The sequence below is a fragment of the Streptococcus sp. 596553 genome (assembly GCF_900411395.1).
GTDB lineage: Bacteria > Bacillota > Bacilli > Lactobacillales > Streptococcaceae > Streptococcus > Streptococcus mitis_BA.
In genome coordinates this window covers 1-18,860 of sequence record NZ_OXCQ01000014.1, presented here as the reverse complement: position 1 = coordinate 18,860, position 18,860 = coordinate 1, and the positions used below count along the sequence as shown (strand labels likewise).

Here is an 18,860-nt window from a genome sequence, read left to right as displayed (position 1 = left end):
AAATCCTTTTCCTATTTTTAATTCGTTTTTGAACTAGTTGCTTTCGTTGACGAAGATGTCTCCGACGAACTGCTTGTGCTTGAACTTGGTGCTACTGGTTTTGTAGTGACCTTCATTGTTGTATCAAACGGAGTGATAACCACTGGTAAGACTACCCCGTTGCGGTCGATTGCCTGCAAAGGTACTGAACCACTGTAATTACCTGTTATGCGTTCGCTAGTTGGTAAAAGCGCAATAACTTTGTCAATTTTAGCTAATGTTTCCTGGTCAGTTGTGACCGAAACGCGTTCATTTGACACGGTTACACTATCAAGTTGTAGCTTGGGATCAATCTGGCTTTGGTCAACTTGTGGCACAACAATCATCCCATCTCGCTTAACCTTCTTCCCAACTTTCACTGTAATCTTTTGAGGCGTTGCCACAGCGGTCAATCCACTTGGAAGATTTTCAATGTTCAAGGGAACTTCAATCGTTCCAACACTGGCATCTGTTAGGTCAGCAGTAACCTTGAATTTACGTGTGCTTTCTTGCATTTCACTAGCTAGCGATAGGCGATTTGCACCAGTCAAGACCACTGATACTTCTGAAGCAAAACCGCTAATAAAATACTCATCACTATTATAGCGTATGTCAATAGGGACATTTGTTACTGTATTAGTATAGGTTTCCGTTTTTACCTGCCTAGCACTGGTACTGTTTTGAAAATTCGTCGCCGTAGCATAGACAAATAAGACACAAGCAAAAAAGAGTGAGGATATGATGTATAAACTATTTTTTCTCATGTTTCCATCCTCCTAGCAATCGTTCTTTAAAACTAAGACCTGCTTCCTCTTTTGGAAGTAAGATTTCACGTAATTCTGTTTCAAATTCATCAAGTGTTAGGTTGTGCTTAAAGCTTCCATTATAGGTTATCGAAATTCCTCCCGTTTCCTCTGATACGACAAAAGTCAAGGCATCTGAGACTTCTGATAAACCAATAGCCGCCCGGTGTCTGGTTCCAAATTCCTTGGAAATTCCTGTACTTTCTGTCAAGGGCAGATAGGCAGACGTCACAGCGATACGTTCTTCTCTGATAATCACCGCACCATCATGTAGGGGAGTGTTGGGAATAAAAATATTAATGAGAAGTTCTGCAGAAATCTTAGCATCCAAGGGAATTCCTGTCGAAATATACTCCTGCAAGGTACGGACACGCTGAATAGCAACCAAGGCCCCGATTTTACGAGGACTCATGTATTCAACAGACTTAACAAAGGCACGAATCATCTGTTCCTCGGCACTAATAGGGGCATTGGAAAAGAAATCTGTCGCTCTTCCCAAACGTTCCAAACCAGTCCGAATCTCTGGAGAGAAGATAACAACCGCCGCAATAACCCCATAAGTAATAATTTGATTGATTAACCAAGAAATCGTAGTCAAGCCAATCATATTTGCAAGGATTTGAGCTAAAATAAACACCAAAACTCCACGTACCAAAATCATAATCTTGGTTCCTGCAATAGCTTTTGTAAAATGATATAAAATATAAGCAACAATCAAAATATCAATCAGATTGATAGCTATCGTCCATGGACTTGCAAACAAACTGGTCCAATATTGCAGATTGGATAATTGTTGAAAATTCATCCCTGATATCCTCCCTATCAAAACACTTTCGTCCTATTATACCATTTTCTGGCATTTTTTTCCCTATCCTAGTCCATTTTACATTGAGCAAAAATATGATACAATAAACTGACTAGAAAAAACAAAGGAGAAACCATGTCTCAACTCTATGATATTACCATTGTAGGTGGTGGTCCTGTTGGGCTTTTTGCAGCCTTTTATGCCCACCTACGTCAAGCCAAGGTTCAAATCATTGACTCTCTTCCCCAGCTAGGTGGACAACCTGCTATTCTCTACCCTGAAAAAGAAATCCTAGACGTCCCAGGCTTCCCAAACCTGACTGGAGAAGAGTTGACTAATCGCTTGATTGAACAGCTAAATGGATTTGATACCCCTATTCATCTCAATGAAACGGTTCTTGAGATTGAAAAACAAGAAGAAGGATTTACCATCACGACTTCTAAAGGAAGTCACCTGACTAAAACAGTTATCATCGCTATGGGTGGCGGTGCCTTCAAACCACGTCCTTTGGAACTAGAAGGCGTTGAAGGCTATGAAAATATCCACTACCACGTTTCCAACATCCAGCAATATGCTGGTAAGAAAGTGACGATTCTTGGTGGAGGAGACTCAGCTGTGGATTGGGCTTTAGCTTTTGAAAAAATTGCGCCAACTACCCTTGTCCACCGCAGAGATAATTTCCGCGCCTTAGAACACAGTGTCCAAGCCTTGCAAGAATCATCTGTAACCATCAAGACACCATTCGTCCCTAGCCAACTCCTTGGAGATGGAAAAACGCTTGATAAACTTGAAATCACAAAAGTTAAATCTGATGAAACCGAAACGATTGACCTAGACCACCTTTTTATCAACTATGGTTTCAAATCTTCTGTCGGTAACCTCAAAAGCTGGGGGCTCGACCTCAACCGCCACAAGATTATCGTCAACAGCAAACAGGAATCCAGCCAAGCAGGTATCTATGCTATCGGTGACTGCTGCTACTATGACGGAAAAATTGACTTGATTGCGACAGGTCTCGGAGAAGCTCCAACTGCTGTCAATAATGCTATCAACTACATCGACCCTGAGCAAAAAGTACAACCAAAACACTCTACTAGTTTATAAAAAAGAACCACGAGTCACATAGGATTCGTGGTTTTAAAATGAACTACACCTCAAAAGTTAGACAGAAATACATCTAACTTCTGATATGCAGCCCACCTTCTCTTTGCTCTTGTTTGAATAAGAAATTTTTTGAAGAATCATTAGATTATACAAAGTATTCATATCAGCCTTTTAAAGCTATATAAAAACTCTCCAACTATTCTATTATACCATATAAAAAAATAAATAAATAGACTTGTTTTTTTCTTTTTTTGACGTATACTAATAATAGAAAGCGCTTCAAATAAAATAAAAGGAGGTTTTATGAGGAAAGTAAATAAGGACATTTTATTCTTAACTGGAATCATAGTTTTATGTTTTGGTTTTTTATTATTTCACATCAACCCCTATTATGCCGAACCCTATGCGACACTGAAAGAAAGAATAAATTTATTCTTTTGGCAACTATATTGGAGACCTGTAGGAACTCTCAGTATTATTTCGGGTTGCATTATAACTTTCAAAGGATTGAAAAAATAATCTTTTACTCATGAAGAAAGGAAATTTGTTATGATTAAACTGAAACTATTGTTTTTCTCTCTACTATCAAGTCTATTATTCTTAGTCACAACATCTACGGTTTTTGCTGATGTCTATCCTGGTACAAATTATGAAATTGTATCTAATCGTATTGTAAAAGATATCAACACAGGAGAGTTATTGTCATTTTATACGACTGAACTTAGAGACGCCTATTTAGAGTCTAAATCTACGTATCAGACTCGTTCTAATGCAACTGGTGTTGCAGACTATAGAACTAAATACTCTCACTCTTACAAGAAAAGCACCACATCAGGTCCTGTAAGTTCAACTGCCTATGGTGGAAAAGCTGGAGCTACTCTGACTGTAGGTGCAGGTGTTAGCTTTTCTGCTCCGGAGTCTGGAGCTGGACTTAGTTTAAATCACTCAGTCTCCCATAACGTACCACCCTACACTTATGGTTATATTAGACTAAAAGCATCTTACACAGTAAACGTTCGTAAACTAGAAGTTAGATACTTAGGCACCAACAAATGGGTTCCAGCTGGTGAAACCTCTACTATATCGAATGTTAGCGTTTGGAGCGAACTGGTCACTTGGAAATAACTCATTAGAGACTGGGTAAAAACTCAATTTCAGGAGAAAATGAAATAAATTTTCTCACAATAAAACGCATAGTATTACGGTTCAAGTCAACACCGGATATTATGCGTTTTTGATTTTAAAGAGCCAAATTTCTTAACTTAATGACATTGCTTTTTGCCCAACCTCTTTTTATTTCAAAAAAGAACCTCGCAAAACAAGAGCCTGGTTTTATAGTTCATCGGCTAATTTATTTATCTTTCTGAGTCTATGGTTGACACCACTTTTGGTCAGAGGGGTGCTGAGGCTATCTGCTAACTGCTGGATAGAGTAGTCTGGGTGCTGAATCCGCAGTTGCGCCACTTCCTGCAAATCTACTGGCAAATTTTCTAAGCCCATAATATCTTTGATTTTGCTGATATTGTTGATAGTCTTCATGCTGGCAGAAACTGTCCGAGCGATATTAGCCGTTTCAGCATTATTAGCCCGATTGAGGTCATTACGAGTTTCCCGCAAAATCTTAACCCGCTCAAAATCATCACGCGCCTTCATGGCTCCGATTACTATAAGAAAGTCCATAATATCTTCGGCACGCTGGAGATAGGTCACAGCTCCCTTCTTGCGTTCAAGAACCTTGGCATCCAGTAAAAACTGCTGGAGAAGGGAGGCAATCCCTTGCGCGTGATCCAGATAAACAGAACTGATTTCCAACTGATACTTGCCTGACTCAGGGTCACGAATGCTTCCATTTGCCAAGAAAGCACCACAGAGATAGGCACGACCTGCTTCCTCATCCGATAAAATCGCCTCATCAATACCTGTTTCCAGACCAAAGAAGGAGTCTGCCAAGTGCAAATCACTTAACAAATCCTGCACCTTTTCATCTGTAAAAACGGTATAGACCCGATTCTTGCGGAGATTGCTTCTTTGGTGGTGACGGATTTCCGATTTGATTTCATAGAAATGGAGAAAGGACTCATAGAGGTGACGAGCCAGTTTGGCATTTTCTGTCACGACGGACAAGGTCAAGCCCGAAGTCGAGAGACCGATACTACCAGACATCTTGATAATGGCAGATAATTCATGCCGGCTCAGATGGTGTTGACCCAGAATTTCTTCTTTTACTGCTACTGTGAAACTCATTTTCTCACCTGTATAATCCGCATCAATTCGTCCACAATCAAATCTCCATCGTGGAAGGCACCCCCATTTTCCAGACGAAGGAAGTTGGATGAAATCACACGCGGAACTTGCTGACAAAGACCAGCAAAATCATGTTCCACCTGCACCAAGTATTCATCAAAACGGTTGGAATTCATGTATTCCTGAGGCACTTTTTCGATATTCACCAAGACAGTATCGATAAAAGGTCGACCAAGGTGACGATGCAGGACCTCCACGTGGTCACTATCTGTAAAATGTTCTGTCTCCCCACGTTGGGTCATGATATTGCAGACATAGGCGATTTCTGCCTTAGTTTCCAAAAGCGCCTGCCCGATTTCCTTAATCACGATATTGGGCAAAATAGAGGTAAAGAGAGAACCAGGGCCGAGAACAATCATGTCACTTTCAAGAATGGTCTGCACTACTCGACGTCTAGCCAGAGGCGTATCATCGTTGAGGGTATTGGTCACATAGACATGGTCAATCATGCCTGGATGGTCTGCAATATGACTCTCTCCAGCCACTTCTGTCCCATCCTGAAAGACTGCATGCAGGGTCAAAGGATGGTCACTGGAAGGATAAATCTTCCCAGTCGTATGGAAAAATTTACTCAGCAACTGCATGGCATTATAGGTCGAACCCTGCATTTCTGACAGGCCAGCGATAATGAGATTTCCCAATGGATGGCCAGCAAAGGCTCCAGCATCCTCAGAAAAGCGGTATTGAAAGACCTTTTCATAAAACTTAGGCATATCCGACATGGCCACAAGGACATTGCGAAGATCACCTGGCGGTGTCAACTGCTGCATATTTTTTCGGAGTTCACCTGATGAACCACCATCATCCGCCACCGTTACGATAGCAGCGATTTCCACATCTTTTTCACGCAGACTTTTAAGAATGACAGGGATCCCAGTCCCTCCACCAATCACCGTTATCTTTGGTTTTCTCATGAACGGTTTACCGTTTCCTTTCTTCGATCTTTGTCGCGATGCCCTTCATTGACAGGCCAATTCTTGGATAAGTCCTGCGCCAAGCGTTTAGCAAAGGCCACACTACGGTGTTGCCCACCCGTACAACCCATAGCAATGGTCAAAACGGACTTACCTTCCTTTTGGTAACTTGGCAAAATTGGCTCAATCAAGGCCAACAAATGCTGATAAAAATCTTCTGACTCAGGATGATTCATGACATAGTCATAAACAGGTTCATCCACACCCGTTTGGTTTCTCAGCTCTGGAAGGTAATATGGATTTGGCAAAAAGCGCACATCAAAAACCAAGTCTGCATCAATTGGGATTCCATATTTAAAGCCGAAAGACATGACTTCGATACGGAAAGACTGGGCTTGTTCTTGATCTGAAAACTGCTCTGCAATGGTTTTACGTAGCTCACGAGGAGTGAGTTCAGTTGTATCCACCACATTTTGGCTCATATTTTTCAAAGGTGCCAAGAGTTCACGTTCCAGCTTGATTCCATCCAAAATCCGTCCATCTGCAGCTAATGGGTGACTCCTTCTGGTTTCCTTGTAACGGGCTACCAATTCCTTATCTGCTGCGTCCAAAAAGAGAATTTTAAAGTCCAGTTCTTCCTTGTTTTCCAACTCATCCAAAACAGTTTGAATCTCCGAGAAGAAAGAACGGCTACGCATATCCACTACCAAGGCCAACTTGGGATCGTCTTCCTTAGTTTCCACCAACTGCAAAAACTTAGGCAAGAGAGCTGGCGGCATATTATCAATAGTAAAATAACCCAAATCTTCGAAGGACTGAATGGCAACTGTTTTCCCTGCACCACTCATTCCTGTCACAATCACCAAGTGAAGTTGTTTCTTTGTCATCTTTTTCTCCTTATATCAAAAGAAGTTTGGCAACACCAAACTTCAACTAGCTTATCCAATCTCTGCGATGACTTCAATTTCGACTTTTACATCACGAGGAAGACGAGCTACCTCTACTGCTGAACGAGCTGGAAATTCCTCTGTAAAGGCCGTTTGGTAAACCTCGTTAAAAGGAACAAAATCGTTCATATCGCTCAAGAAGCAAGTTGTTTTGACAACATGGTCAAAGTCTGTTCCTGCCTCTGCCAAAATAGCACCGATGTTTTTCAAGACTTGTTCTGTCTGTTCTTGGATTGTTTCTCCAACGATTTCCCCAGTTTCAGGAGATAGGGGAACTTGACCGCTAGCAAACAAAAGGTTGCCAACGATTTTTCCTTGAACATATGGTCCGATAGCCTTTGGAGCTTTGTCTGTATGAATTGTTTTTGCCATTTTCTTTTCCTCACAATTTTTCTAAGATTGCATCCCAAGCCTCATCCATCCCTGCCTTGCTGACAGATGAAAAGAGGATGAAGTCGTCACTTGGGTCAAAGTTTAATTTCTTTTTGATTGCTGATTCGTGCTTGTTCCATTTACCACGTGGAATCTTGTCTGCCTTGGTCGCAACGATGATGACCGGAATCTCATAGTACTTGAGAAATTCGTACATCTGCACATCATCTGCTGACGGGTCATGACGAAGGTCAACTAAACTGACTACCGCACGGAGATTTTCTCGAGTTGTCAGATACTCCTCAATCATACGCCCCCACTTTTCACGTTCCTTTTTGGAAACGCGGGCATAACCATAACCAGGCACATCCACAAAGCGCATCTTGTCGTCAATGTTAAAGAAGTTAAGAAGCTGGGTTTTACCAGGTTTACCTGATGTTCGGGCTAGATTCTTACGATTCAACATAGTGTTGATAAAGCTAGACTTACCAACATTGGAACGCCCTGCTAGGGCAATCTCTGGCAGTTCATCCTGTGGGTAGTGGGATTTATTCGCCGCACTGAGCAAGATTTCAGCATTATGTGTATTCAGTTCCATAGTCACCTCTAGGCTGTTTCTAGGATTGGTTTATCCGTTCCATCGACAGCTTCTTTAGTGATGCGGACCAATTTCACATTTTCCTGACTCGGTACTTCAAACATAACGTCCAGCATGGTTTCCTCGATGATGGAGCGAAGACCACGCGCCCCTGTCTTCCGTTCGATGGCCTTATTGGCAATTTCTTGAAGGGCTTCGTCGTCAAATTCCAACTCAACGTCGTCATAAGATAACAAGGTTTGGTATTGTTTGACCAAGGCATTTCTTGGCTCTTTCAAGATACGAACCAAGTCATCGACCGTCAATTGCTCAAGAGCAGCAAAGACAGGCAAGCGTCCAATCAATTCTGGAATAATCCCGAATTTTTGAATATCTTCTGCGATGATTTCTTGCATGTAAGAGCTATTTTCATCAATCGCTTTATTATTTTGACCAAATCCGATGACTTTTTCTCCCAGACGTTGTTTGACAATTTCTTCAATGCCATCAAAGGCACCACCCACGATGAAGAGGATATTTTTAGTATCCACTTGAATCATCTCTTGTTGCGGATGTTTGCGTCCACCTTGAGGCGGCACGCTTGCAATTGTTCCCTCTATAATCTTGAGAAGAGCTTGTTGCACCCCTTCACCAGAAACATCACGTGTGATAGACACGTTTTCGCTCTTCTTGGCAATCTTGTCAATTTCATCCACGTAGATAATGCCACGCTCTGCACGTTCAATGTTAAAGTCAGCAGCCTGCAAGAGTTTAAGGAGGATATTTTCCACGTCCTCACCCACATAACCAGCCTCCGTCAGAGCTGTCGCATCCGCAATAGCAAAAGGCACATTCAAGCTCTTAGCCAAGGTCTGGGCAAGGAAAGTTTTCCCTGAACCAGTTGGACCAATCATCAAGATGTTTGACTTCTGCAAGTCCACATCCTCTGACTCTTCACGCGTATCGTGGAAATTGATGCGTTTGTAGTGGTTGTATACTGCTACTGCCAAGGCACGTTTGGCACGATCTTGACCGATTACATAGTGATTCAATATGTGGAGGAGTTCGATTGGTTTTGGAACTTCTGACAAGTCTGCCAAGACTTCCTCAGCCAACTCCTCCCGAATGATTTCCTGGGCCAACTCCACACATTCATTACAAATAAAAGCATTGTTCCCAGCGATTATTTTTTGTACTTCTTCTTGGCTTTTGCCACAAAATGAGCAATAAACCATCATATCATTATTCCTATTTGTAGGCATGATTTCCTTCCGTTCTATTCTATACTGTCATTTTATCTAAAATAAGGTCATGTAAAAAGCATGGATACTATTGACCAAATTGGTAAAGGCATTTAACCAGAGCAGGACAGAAAGTCCATAGCGCTTTTTACGAAAAGCCTGTGCTCCTGCAAGCAAGCAGACCAAGCACAGCATGGCTGTGAAAAAACCAAATAAACTCCGTTCCATTAGACTTCCTTTCTCTTGCGGTATTGGATGGTAAAATCATAAGGATTTTTCTCATCTTTGGCGTAAAATTTGCTTGAAACTGTCTCAAAAAGAGACAAGTCAAACTCCTCAGGAAAATAGGTATCTCCCTCCACCCGAGCATGAATGTGAGTCACAATCACTTCATCCAAATAGGACTCAAAAGCCTGAAAAATCTGCTTCCCACCGAGAATGTAGAGATTCTTTTCTTGAACCTGATACCAGTCCAAGACAGACTGGACATCGTGAAAAGTAGCAACCCCATCTATCTTTTCTTCTAGGTTACGTGTCAAAATCAAGGTCTCACGTTTTGGAAGCAAGCGACGCCCTATCCCATCAAAGGTCACGCGCCCCATCAAGATAGCATGATTCAGAGTTGTTTCCTTGAAATGTTGCAGTTCTGCTGGCAAATGCCAAGGCAGACGATTGTCCTTACCAATCACACCCTCTTCATCCTGGGCCCAAATAGCTACGATTTTCTTAGTCATGCTTCCATCCTTTTTACTGATAGTACTATTTTATCAAAAAACTCAAAAAAAGACTGGTTTGGAATAGCTTACAAAATAGAAAAAATCTGTAAGAAATTTCCTACAGATTTATCTATGTTGCCTTGTTTCTTACAAACCAGGTGCTTGTCCAAGTTCTGCGGCAAGCATCCAAACTGTTTTCTCAAGTTCAGCCTTAGCACCAACAAAAATATCGTTTGTAACATCATCGCCTTCTTCGTCAGTCACATCCAACGCTTTTTGGAAAAGAGTGATGAGGTAGCGATAAATAGCTAGAACACGTTCCAAGCTTTCTTCAACATTACGGTATTCACCAGCTTCTTCTTCGATTTCACTGTTTTGAAGGAACTCTGTCAAAGTAGAGTATGGTTTACCACCGAGTGTAATCAATCGTTCACTGATTTCATCTAAATGACCATCAAGAGCATCCATGTACTCATCCATTTTTGGATGCCATACCATAAAACCGCGTCCACGCATGTACCAGTGCACTTGATGAAGAGCAATATGCGCTACATACAAATCTGCAACAGCTTGATTCAAAACTTCCTTTGTTTTTGCCAATGCTACTGGCGCTGCTTTTGTTAATGTTGCGACATCTTTTGCTGCTTCTTTTTTCAATTCTACCATTTTATTTTACCTCATTCATTATTTTTATGTAACCACTTCTTAATGATTACTACCTTAGTATACTACTAAAAATAACCAATAGCAAGCCAAATGACCCACATGAGAAAAGTTGCAATAGACTGATAATTTAAGAATTCTTTAGAATAAAACACAGTCCCCTTACACATCTCTTAACTGCGACAAAATAAAGAAAAAGAGGATGCAATTTTCTTGCACACTCCTTTTTCAAACTTATATCTTAATACCAAACGCTGACGTCAACACGACCACGAATTCCTTTCATGTATTCAGAAGAGGTATACTGCCAACCTTTTTCTCCTGAATAATGAGGATTTTCCCATTCTAAAGCATTGGTATAGGCCGCTACCCAGTTTACATGTTTTAAAATATCTGGGTGTTTTAAACGCGTCTGTAATAAACTACGATAGCTATAGACATACACATTTTGATAGCCCGCCTGCTTCATCGTCTCCATGTACTTGTTGATAATCTTAACCCAAGTACCTGTATCACTCGGAGCACGCTTACTTTTATTCACATACTCCCAGTTCTCAACATCATAGTAGATAGGGTAAGACAAGTTCATATTGTATTTCTTCAGAAGTTCAATGGTCTGTTCAGCGTCATTCTCAGCATCGGTCTCATTTTCAGCATAGGTATAGAGATAGACACCATAAGGAATTCCCAGACGGTTTAACTCCTTAATGTTATGCGCCAATTCCTTGTCTTCTTTACCGCTATAACCTAGACGAACAATGACACCATCCACCTCGTTCTCATCAATAACCTTTTTCCAATCATTGATACGACCATTGTGCTCACTAATATCAATAACTTTCTTAGCATGTTCGGTTCCCACTTGCTCTTCTCTATTATTAAAGAAATAGCGTTTACCATCTCTGTGAACCCAGCCGACATTCAAATCTTTCTTTTCTTTGAGCTCACCAGAAGCCGCAAAGATATAGCGAGCACCATCCATAATCACTTCATCAGTCGCCATGGCACCACTTCCAGTCAAATAGTAGTTGCCTTGCCACTCATTCCGCGCCATATAGCCCCACTTCTTGAAATAGTACCATTTGCCGCCCACTTTTTGCCACTCTTGGTTGGCATAAGTTCCATCGGATTTTAGATAAAAATAAGCAGAATAAGCCGGATCATAAAGCCATTCATTTTGCATCATGGCACCTTGACCATTCAAGAAATAACTTCCTTGCCATTGGCTTTTAGCCATGTAACCCCACTTCTTGAAGTAATACCACTTATTTCCAATCAATTGCCATTCTTGATGAGCATAAGCCCCATCTGACTTAAGATAAAACCAACTCTTGTAATTACTGTCATAGATCCACTCGTTTTGGGCCATATAGCCACCTGATTTCAGGTAGTAATTTCCATGCCATTCATTCTGCGTGTAACGACCATCTGAATTAATATAAAACCAAGCCTTGTAGTAGTTGTCAAAAATCCATTCACTTTGAGCTTTAGAACCATCAGCCTTTACATAATAATCCCCATCCCAGTGGGCAGAGACACTGTTTCTCTGTTCATTGCTACTAGTTGATGAAGTCCCTGTTGATAGACTAGATTTTTCTGAAACTGTGCTTCCACTTGTTTCATCTGCCTCAATTCCTGAAACTCTTGCGCCAAGTAAGCAGAGACTTGCTAGCCCTATACATACAATTTTTGTTTTCAATCTTTCCTCTCCTATAAAAAATGGAACAGGCACCTGAATGCTGTTCCACCTAGCTTTTGCTACTGATTATTTTACAAAGTCAAGCAAAGCCAAGAAGCTTTCAGCTTCAAGTGACGCACCACCTACAAGGGCACCGTCAACGTCTGGACAAGCCATGTATGAAGTAACGTTCTCAGGTTTAACAGAACCACCGTATTGAACACGAACTTTGTCCGCAACTTCTTGACCGAAGTCAGCAGCTACAACGTCACGAACAACTTTACACATTTTTTGTGCATCGTCTTGTGAAGCTGATTTACCAGTACCGATAGCCCAGATTGGCTCATAAGCGATAACTGATGCAGCAACTTGTTCAGCAGTCAATCCAGCCAATGCAGCAGATACTTGAGCACCTACAAATTCAGCAGCTTTACCAGCTTCGTAAGTTTCAAGTGACTCACCACAACAGATGATTGGAAGCATACCGTTTGCAAAGATTGCTTTTGCTTTTTTGTTGATATCTTCGTCAGTTTCATGGAAGTAGTCACGGCGTTCTGAGTGACCGATAACAACGTAGTCAGTACCGATTTCTTTCAAAACTTGTGGGCTAGTTTCACCAGTGAAAGCACCTGCATTTTCAAAGTAGCAGTTTTGAGCAGCAACTTTAAGGTTTGAACCTTTAGCAGCAGCAAGAACAGTTGTCAAATCAAGAGCTGGAGCTGCGATACCTGCTTCAACAAGGTCTGATGAAGGAAGTTTTGACGCAACTGCTTCAACGAATGCTTTAGCTTCTTCTGGATTTTTGTTCATTTTCCAGTTACCAGCGATAAATGGTTTACGTGACATTTCACATACCTCTTTTTTCAATTTATTTTCTATTTATTTTATCACAATTAGACACAGCTTGCAAATCTTACTCGGATTTCAAGTCTGCTTACATGGATTAATCCTTCCAGAGATCCATAGCATTTCTAAAATCTGCGGATACCTGTGTCAACTGAGGATTGCTTGCTTCTCTCTCTGCCCGCTTAGCCTCGATTTGAGCCACACTCTTGATACCTTCATGGCGCCAGTTTCTCAAAATCGCCTGAATGTACTTCCAGTTTGCTTTTCCATTCAAAACAGCTTCACGAAGAGCTTCCTTAATCAAGTCAGCACTGGTTCCATCTTCTTTTAGGGTCTTAGTCAAATCTTCAATTTCAAAAGGTGTCAACAAGCGTCCTAATTCCTGCTGGAAGGTTTCTACCAAATCCTTGAGCTGATTTTGAGGTGTCAACTGGTCTGAACTTGAATGAGCGACTCCAAGCAAGTCATCCAGACGTTCCAAAGCCAAACTAGCATCAAAAAGCAATTCAATTTCACCATTCAATTCAATCGTTCGATACTGGAGAAGTCCCCTCTCCGTCAGATTAGAAATGGACTGGTTGACATCCGAAATTTCCTTGCCAATCCTGTCAGCAATCTGGCTTGGCGACATTTCTTCCAAGCCTGTCGTATTTTGCAAATAGAAAAATTGCCAGACCAGAAAATCATCGCTGGAAGGAAAGAGTTCCTTAAAATGCAAGAGCAGGGTACTCGGTAAAACCAAGTTCCCTGATTTAAAAGCGTCTAAATATGTCATAATTCCTCTTATAAATATCCAAATGCGGATGCATCATCTTCTATTTTTCTCCAGTCAAAAGGAGTTTCCTGATAGACCGCATAGTTCACCCAGTTACTGAAAAAGAGGGCTGCCGATGAAGACCAACAAAGACAAGGCGTCTGATTAACATCATCATCCTTAAAATAATTTTCTGGAATATGAGGATCTAAACCTGCATCACGATCCCTAAAATACTCTTTTGCCAAGGTATCACGGTCATATTCCAAATGCCCAAAACTATAAATTTCTCGTAAATCACGACTGGCCAAAATCGAAACCCCAACCTGTGGCCCTTCTGATAAAATCTCGAGATTGGTTTTGTTTAAGACTTCTTCCTTAGAAATCTCCGTGTGCCGTGAATGAGGGGATACATAGCTATCGTCAAAGCCTCTAAAAAGAAGGTGCCCTTCTTTTAAAGCATCCTGAGGATAAATACCTGATAACTTACTGTCCATCTGGTATTTTTCTACCCCATAGCGTAGGTAGAGCCCAGCCTGAGCCCCCCAACAGATATGAAGCGTCGAATAGACATGAGTCTTGGACCACTCAAGCACCTGGCTAAATTCCTCCCAATAGTCCACTTCCTCAAATGGTAAATGTTCAACTGGAGCACCCGTGATAATCATCCCATCAAAATACTCATCCTTGACTTCAGGAAAAGTTTTATAAAAGGTCTCCATGTGCTCTGAACGAGTTGTCTTAGAACGGTGGCTCTCCATATAGAGAAAATCAATATCCAGTTGTAGGGGGGTATTAGCCAAGTGGCGTAACAACTGGGTTTCTGTGACCATTTTCTGTGGCATGAGATTTAAAATTAAAATCTTCAAAGGACGAATATCTTGGTGAGCAGCACGTTGATCATCCATGACAAAGATGTTCTCTGTCCGTAAAATCTCAACAGCTGGCAATTTTTTATCAATTCGAATCGGCATAACCCTCTCCTAACTGTATTCTTTCAGGAATCATTGCATATGTTTGAAGCCAAATCTCAAACACTTAGTCCTTTTATTATACTGCAAGAAGATATAGTTTTCAATTATAGTTTTTCTCTAACTAGCTATAGTCTATTTTTATATCCTAATGTAGAGAAAACAGCCCTAGGGACTGTTTTTCATTAATAATGCATCAAAACTTTGTAATCGTAGTCACCGATTTTTTCACGGCCGTTCAATTCATCCAATTCAACAAGGAAGGCACAACCTGCTACAACACCACCAAGTTTTTCAATCATCTCGATGGTTGCCTTAACAGTTCCACCTGTTGCCAAGAGGTCATCTACAATAAGAACACGTTGACCTGGCTTGATGGCATCCGCATGCATAGTCAAGGTATCAACACCGTACTCTTTTTCATAGTCAGCAGAAATGACTTCACGTGGTAATTTACCTGGCTTACGAACAGGGGCAAAACCAATTCCCAACTCAAAGGCAACTGGACAGCCCACGATAAATCCACGAGCCTCAGGCCCTACAATCATGTCTATTTTCTTGTCAGTAGCATACTGAACAATTTCACGAACAGCGTAGCTATATGCATTTCCATCAGCCATCAAAGGACTGATATCACGGAAGGTAATCCCTTCCTTTGGATAATTTTCAATTGTTGCAATGTAATCTTTTAAATTCATCTTTTTCTTTCTTTCAAAGTTTTTTACTCTCTATTATACCATACTTTCTAGTAAAGAAGAAAGAGAAAACAATATTTCATCTGCTAGTCACCCTATAAGGCAAATAAGATGACCATTTTTATTCAAAGGGTATCACAAGATAGATGCATAATATGACTTCCCTAGCAAAAAGGAGAGAAGCATTTTGTTTCTCTCCTTAGATTAACTGATATCTCTCCACTACAATTGATAAAGAGATATCTTTTCTTGTAGTGCTTTGAATTTTATTTATTTTAGTAGACTGTTTTTTCAGTTTCTACATCAAAGAAGTGTGCTTTGTTCAAGTCAAATCCAAGTTCAACTGTTGCACCTGTTTGCAAGTAGTCACGAGCATCAACTTTTGCAACAAATTCATCTTTACCAACTTGGCAGTAAAGGTGAGATTCTGAACCAAGCAGTTCTGATACAGAGATAGTCGCTTTTACAACACAGTCTGGGAATGTTTCAAGGAAAGCAGGTTCTGCATTCACGTCTTCTGGACGAATACCGAAGATCAATTCTTTACCTTCGTAGCCTTTTTCACGAAGAACTTTCAAAGCACCTTCTGGAACTTTCAAACGGAAACCATCAGAAATAATTTCACTTCCAACCAATTTCACATTGATGAAGTTCATAGCTGGGCTTCCGATGAATCCTGCTACGAATTTATTAACTGGGTTTTTGTAAACTTCTTGAGGAGTACCGATTTGTTCAACACGTCCGATAGTACCTGTACCAGCAGGGTTCTTAGTTGCTGACATGATAACGATACGGTCTGCAAGTGTCATCGCTTCTGTTTGGTCGTGAGTTACGTAGATAGTAGTAGCTCCGATACGACGGTGGATTTTCGCAATCTCAGCACGCATTGATACACGAAGTTTAGCATCCAAGTTTGACAAAGGTTCGTCCATCAAGAATACTTTTGCATCACGGACGATGGCACGACCCATGGCAACACGTTGACGTTGACCACCTGAAAGGTCAGCTGGTTTACGTTCCAAAAATTCTTTCAATCCAAGAATTTCAGCTGCTTCTTGCACACGTTTGTCGATGTCTTCTTTGCTGTATTTACGCAATTTCAAACCGAAAGCCATGTTGTCATAAACAGTCATGTGTGGGTAAAGAGCGTAGTTTTGGAATACCATGGCGATGTCACGGTCTTTTGGAGCTACGTCGTTGACAACCACGCCATCGATAGATGCAGTACCTTCTGTGATGTCTTCAAGACCAGCAATCATACGGAGTGTAGTTGATTTACCACATCCTGAAGGACCTACGAAAACGATAAATTCTTTATCTTTGATGTTCAAGTTGAAATCTTCAACTGAATAGTGTTCGCTGTTTGGATATTTTTTGTAAATATTTTTAAGATTTAATTCTACCATGAGGTGAACTCCTTTTGTCTTTTGATAATTATATTATAGATGAAAACGCTTTACATTTCTATGGCAAGGTGACCAAAAAAACAAAAAAGTTCTGTGCAACTTGCACAAAACTTTAGAGAATATCGGAGAATTTTAAGAAGATAATCTTTATTATTCTTCTATACAAAAGACAAAAGCAGAAACAAGGATTAGTTTTCCCATATTTTCGCTGATTCTCCACTACATTTGACTGGATTCTAATTTTTTAGAGAAATACAAAAGAGCTAGCCTAAGCTAACTCTTATCCTATGCGGAGAGAGGGACTTGAACCCTCACGACCTAAAGCGGTCACAGGATCCTTAGTCCTGCGCGTCTGCCAATTCCGCCATCCCCGCGTCGATTACTTTACTAGTATATCAACTTTTGGGATACTTGTCAACACTTTTTTTCAAAATTTTTCATTTCATCTACCAAATTACTCAGAAAGTTCATTTAGATTTTCATCTACCAACTTAGCTCCAAGTGTATTTTTGAAATGACCTAGGGCAAATTGATGATTTTCAGGCCAGATAGAAGCAACAGCTGGTTTAACAATCTCGATGTCATATCCTAGATTATAGGCATCTATAGCTGTATGCAGGACACAAATATCCGTCAAGACTCCTGTTAAAATAACTGTAGACACTCTACGCTCTCTCAAACGAATATCTAGGTCAGTCCCTGAAAAAGCTGAGTAATGGCGTTTATCCATCCAAAAGACACGACTGTCTGAACCATGCTCTTGATAAAAGATCCCCAAATCTCCATATAAATTCCGTCCACTAGTCCCAATCAGATTATGAGGCGGGAATAGTTTACTTTCTGGATGGAAACAATCGTTTTCTTCATGAGCATCGATAGTAAAGAAGATGTAATCTCCGCGTTCAAAAGCTAATCGAGTCACCTTGCTAATGGCTTCCGAAATAGCTTGAGCTGGAGCACCTGCTGTCAATTTACCACTGTCGGCAACAAAATCTTCTGTATAATCAATCGAAATCAAAGCTTTAGTCATTAGTAATCTCTTTTCTTCACTTCTTCAAAAATATCTGAAATCAAGACCTTAAGGTAGGTTCCCTTCATTCCAAGCGAGCGACTTTCAATAATCCCAGCGGACTCAAGTTTACGAAGGGCATTGACAATCACAGAGCGGGTAATTCCGATACGGTCTGCAATTACAGACGCAGTTAACTGCCCTTCATTTCCATTTAATTCCCCTAAAATTGCGGAAACTGCACGAAGTTCTGAGTAAGAAAGGGTATTAACCGCCATGGTAACAGCAGTACGGCGACGGATATTTTTCTCATCTTCTTCACGCTGGAAGTTAAGAAGCTGAATCCCAACAACGGTACTGGCAATCTCAACCAAAATCAAATCTTCATCTTCGAATTTTTTATCATTGCGCCAAATAATCAAAGAACCAAGGCGAATCCCCGATACATGAATCGGTGCAATAGTCGTCAAGCCATCTGGAAAATCGTCTCTACTCTCAACAGGGAAAATACTCATATCATGCTCAACAGGCAAATTTGCTTCTGTTTCGTAAATCATATTAGCCCCTTGAACGTAGTCATCTGGGAAAATCTTAGTTTGGAAGAATTGCTCTACGCGATCTGTATTTGTTTTATAACGCATAAAATAGCCAAGCAGACGTCCCTTACTATTGATAATGCAGGCATTGCAATGAATAATATCCGCTAACTGACGCGTAATAGCGTTGTAAGGCAGCTCATCCTGCAACTGCTCCTCTGAGCGCTTCAAAATTGATGTAATCTTTCTTGTTTTTTCTAATAAATGTGCCATTTTTCACCTCGAATTTAATCGCTATCATTATAACATAAAAACGTCTCTTTTTCAATAATTATCTGAAAATTCCTTATTGACTTGCAATTTTTAAAAACCTGTAACTTCTCAAAGTAACTTCCACTTGCCTGACCAAAGTGGAAATTAGTCTAAAACGGATTTTTATGGTGGAATTAAGTGTGAGACGTTTGAGTTAGAAACGAGGTCTACTATGACAAAACATAAACA

21 protein-coding genes and 1 tRNA gene are annotated in these 18,860 nt (G+C 40.7%); 2 read left to right on the top strand and 20 right to left on the bottom strand.

Annotated elements, in window-relative coordinates; all coding sequences use genetic code 11:
- Positions 1–17: 17 nt before the first annotated feature.
- Positions 18–782 carry a CdaR family protein gene (locus DSY56_RS10345; RefSeq protein WP_112445497.1) on the bottom strand — a complete coding sequence of 255 codons (765 nt, stop codon included), beginning with the start codon at positions 780–782 and terminating at the stop codon, positions 18–20.
- Positions 769–1,626, bottom strand: a complete 858-nt coding sequence (gene cdaA, locus DSY56_RS10340; protein ID WP_050089436.1) for a diadenylate cyclase CdaA — start codon at positions 1,624–1,626, stop codon at positions 769–771. Before cdaA ends, DSY56_RS10345 begins: the two co-directional genes overlap by 14 nt.
- Positions 1,627–1,761: 135 nt before the next feature.
- On the opposite strand from cdaA, the gene DSY56_RS10330 reads away from it, so the two are divergent.
- Positions 1,762–2,730: an NAD(P)/FAD-dependent oxidoreductase gene (locus DSY56_RS10330; protein WP_112445496.1), complete on the top strand. Its 969-nt coding sequence runs from the start codon at positions 1,762–1,764 to the stop codon at positions 2,728–2,730.
- 549 nt (positions 2,731–3,279) lie between these two features.
- Positions 3,280–3,855: a hypothetical protein gene (locus DSY56_RS10320; protein ID WP_000593540.1), complete on the top strand. Its 576-nt coding sequence runs from the start codon at positions 3,280–3,282 to the stop codon at positions 3,853–3,855.
- A gap of 207 nt (positions 3,856–4,062) precedes the next feature.
- Here DSY56_RS10320 and whiA read toward each other — a convergent pair whose 3' ends face one another.
- From whiA to codY, 18 genes are all read right to left on the bottom strand, one after another.
- Entirely contained in the window at positions 4,063–4,974 is a 912-nt protein-coding gene (whiA, locus tag DSY56_RS10315; protein ID WP_112445495.1) for a DNA-binding protein WhiA, read from the bottom strand.
- On the bottom strand, positions 4,971–5,948 hold the full coding sequence (locus DSY56_RS10310) for a YvcK family protein (protein WP_112445493.1): 978 nt from the start codon (positions 5,946–5,948) through the stop codon (positions 4,971–4,973). Before DSY56_RS10310 ends, whiA begins: the two co-directional genes overlap by 4 nt.
- Positions 5,945–6,835, bottom strand: coding sequence for an RNase adapter RapZ (gene rapZ / locus DSY56_RS10305; protein ID WP_023937468.1), 891 nt, complete (start codon positions 6,833–6,835; stop codon positions 5,945–5,947). The genes DSY56_RS10310 and rapZ overlap by 4 nt, the downstream gene beginning before the upstream one ends.
- A gap of 51 nt (positions 6,836–6,886) precedes the next feature.
- A complete protein-coding gene (locus DSY56_RS10300; protein ID WP_061457585.1) occupies positions 6,887–7,267 on the bottom strand; it encodes a RidA family protein in 381 nt (126 codons plus the stop codon).
- 10 nt (positions 7,268–7,277) lie between these two features.
- A complete protein-coding gene (gene yihA, locus DSY56_RS10295; RefSeq protein WP_000422605.1) occupies positions 7,278–7,865 on the bottom strand; it encodes a ribosome biogenesis GTP-binding protein YihA/YsxC in 588 nt (195 codons plus the stop codon).
- An 8-nt stretch (positions 7,866–7,873) separates the two neighbouring features.
- Entirely contained in the window at positions 7,874–9,106 is a 1,233-nt protein-coding gene (gene clpX, locus DSY56_RS10290; RefSeq protein WP_112445492.1) for an ATP-dependent Clp protease ATP-binding subunit ClpX, read from the bottom strand.
- Positions 9,107–9,142: 36 nt separating this feature from the next.
- Complete coding sequence (locus tag DSY56_RS10285; RefSeq protein ID WP_112445491.1) at positions 9,143–9,313, bottom strand: hypothetical protein; 171 nt, start codon at positions 9,311–9,313, stop codon at positions 9,143–9,145.
- Positions 9,313–9,819, bottom strand: coding sequence for a dihydrofolate reductase (locus tag DSY56_RS10280; protein WP_061471920.1), 507 nt, complete (start codon positions 9,817–9,819; stop codon positions 9,313–9,315). The genes DSY56_RS10285 and DSY56_RS10280 overlap by 1 nt, the downstream gene beginning before the upstream one ends.
- Before the next feature lie 129 nt (positions 9,820–9,948).
- Positions 9,949–10,467 (bottom strand): Dps family protein, encoded by a 519-nt coding sequence (locus tag DSY56_RS10275; RefSeq protein ID WP_024478871.1) that lies wholly within the window; start codon positions 10,465–10,467, stop codon positions 9,949–9,951.
- Between the two features lie 238 nt (positions 10,468–10,705).
- Entirely contained in the window at positions 10,706–12,196 is a 1,491-nt protein-coding gene (lytC, locus tag DSY56_RS10270) for a choline binding-anchored murein hydrolase LytC (RefSeq protein ID WP_112445490.1), read from the bottom strand.
- A gap of 33 nt (positions 12,197–12,229) precedes the next feature.
- Positions 12,230–12,988: a triose-phosphate isomerase gene (gene tpiA, locus DSY56_RS10265; RefSeq protein WP_112445489.1), complete on the bottom strand. Its 759-nt coding sequence runs from the start codon at positions 12,986–12,988 to the stop codon at positions 12,230–12,232.
- 97 nt (positions 12,989–13,085) lie between these two features.
- Positions 13,086–13,763, bottom strand: a complete 678-nt coding sequence (locus tag DSY56_RS10260) for a DnaD domain-containing protein (RefSeq protein ID WP_112445488.1) — start codon at positions 13,761–13,763, stop codon at positions 13,086–13,088.
- Between the two features lie 8 nt (positions 13,764–13,771).
- Positions 13,772–14,716, bottom strand: coding sequence for a homoserine O-acetyltransferase MetA (metA, locus tag DSY56_RS10255; protein WP_112445487.1), 945 nt, complete (start codon positions 14,714–14,716; stop codon positions 13,772–13,774).
- A gap of 182 nt (positions 14,717–14,898) precedes the next feature.
- A complete protein-coding gene (locus DSY56_RS10250) occupies positions 14,899–15,411 on the bottom strand; it encodes an adenine phosphoribosyltransferase (RefSeq protein WP_001049318.1) in 513 nt (170 codons plus the stop codon).
- A 272-nt stretch (positions 15,412–15,683) separates the two neighbouring features.
- A complete protein-coding gene (locus tag DSY56_RS10245; RefSeq protein ID WP_000229957.1) occupies positions 15,684–16,814 on the bottom strand; it encodes an ABC transporter ATP-binding protein in 1,131 nt (376 codons plus the stop codon).
- Between the two features lie 288 nt (positions 16,815–17,102).
- A tRNA-Leu gene (locus DSY56_RS10240) sits at positions 17,103–17,188 on the bottom strand.
- Positions 17,189–17,268: 80 nt separating this feature from the next.
- Positions 17,269–17,844, bottom strand: coding sequence for a cysteine hydrolase family protein (locus tag DSY56_RS10235; RefSeq protein WP_000158736.1), 576 nt, complete (start codon positions 17,842–17,844; stop codon positions 17,269–17,271).
- A complete protein-coding gene (codY, locus tag DSY56_RS10230; RefSeq protein WP_000940732.1) occupies positions 17,844–18,632 on the bottom strand; it encodes a GTP-sensing pleiotropic transcriptional regulator CodY in 789 nt (262 codons plus the stop codon). The genes DSY56_RS10235 and codY overlap by 1 nt, the downstream gene beginning before the upstream one ends.
- Between the last annotated feature and the right edge of the window lie 228 nt (positions 18,633–18,860).

Coding starts and splice junctions, on each gene's coding strand:
- DSY56_RS10345 (WP_112445497.1), bottom strand. CDS start 782: ATGAGAAAAAATAGTTTATACATCATATCCTCACTCTTTTTTGCTTGT.
- cdaA (WP_050089436.1), bottom strand. CDS start 1,626: ATGAATTTTCAACAATTATCCAATCTGCAATATTGGACCAGTTTGTTT.
- DSY56_RS10330 (WP_112445496.1), top strand. CDS start 1,762: ATGTCTCAACTCTATGATATTACCATTGTAGGTGGTGGTCCTGTTGGG.
- DSY56_RS10320 (WP_000593540.1), top strand. CDS start 3,280: ATGATTAAACTGAAACTATTGTTTTTCTCTCTACTATCAAGTCTATTA.
- whiA (WP_112445495.1), bottom strand. CDS start 4,974: ATGAGTTTCACAGTAGCAGTAAAAGAAGAAATTCTGGGTCAACACCAT.
- DSY56_RS10310 (WP_112445493.1), bottom strand. CDS start 5,948: ATGAGAAAACCAAAGATAACGGTGATTGGTGGAGGGACTGGGATCCCT.
- rapZ (WP_023937468.1), bottom strand. CDS start 6,835: ATGACAAAGAAACAACTTCACTTGGTGATTGTGACAGGAATGAGTGGT.
- DSY56_RS10300 (WP_061457585.1), bottom strand. CDS start 7,267: ATGGCAAAAACAATTCATACAGACAAAGCTCCAAAGGCTATCGGACCA.
- yihA (WP_000422605.1), bottom strand. CDS start 7,865: ATGGAACTGAATACACATAATGCTGAAATCTTGCTCAGTGCGGCGAAT.
- clpX (WP_112445492.1), bottom strand. CDS start 9,106: ATGCCTACAAATAGGAATAATGATATGATGGTTTATTGCTCATTTTGT.
- DSY56_RS10285 (WP_112445491.1), bottom strand. CDS start 9,313: ATGGAACGGAGTTTATTTGGTTTTTTCACAGCCATGCTGTGCTTGGTC.
- DSY56_RS10280 (WP_061471920.1), bottom strand. CDS start 9,819: ATGACTAAGAAAATCGTAGCTATTTGGGCCCAGGATGAAGAGGGTGTG.
- DSY56_RS10275 (WP_024478871.1), bottom strand. CDS start 10,467: ATGGTAGAATTGAAAAAAGAAGCAGCAAAAGATGTCGCAACATTAACA.
- tpiA (WP_112445489.1), bottom strand. CDS start 12,988: ATGTCACGTAAACCATTTATCGCTGGTAACTGGAAAATGAACAAAAAT.
- DSY56_RS10260 (WP_112445488.1), bottom strand. CDS start 13,763: ATGACATATTTAGACGCTTTTAAATCAGGGAACTTGGTTTTACCGAGT.
- metA (WP_112445487.1), bottom strand. CDS start 14,716: ATGCCGATTCGAATTGATAAAAAATTGCCAGCTGTTGAGATTTTACGG.
- DSY56_RS10250 (WP_001049318.1), bottom strand. CDS start 15,411: ATGAATTTAAAAGATTACATTGCAACAATTGAAAATTATCCAAAGGAA.
- DSY56_RS10245 (WP_000229957.1), bottom strand. CDS start 16,814: ATGGTAGAATTAAATCTTAAAAATATTTACAAAAAATATCCAAACAGC.
- DSY56_RS10235 (WP_000158736.1), bottom strand. CDS start 17,844: ATGACTAAAGCTTTGATTTCGATTGATTATACAGAAGATTTTGTTGCC.
- codY (WP_000940732.1), bottom strand. CDS start 18,632: ATGGCACATTTATTAGAAAAAACAAGAAAGATTACATCAATTTTGAAG.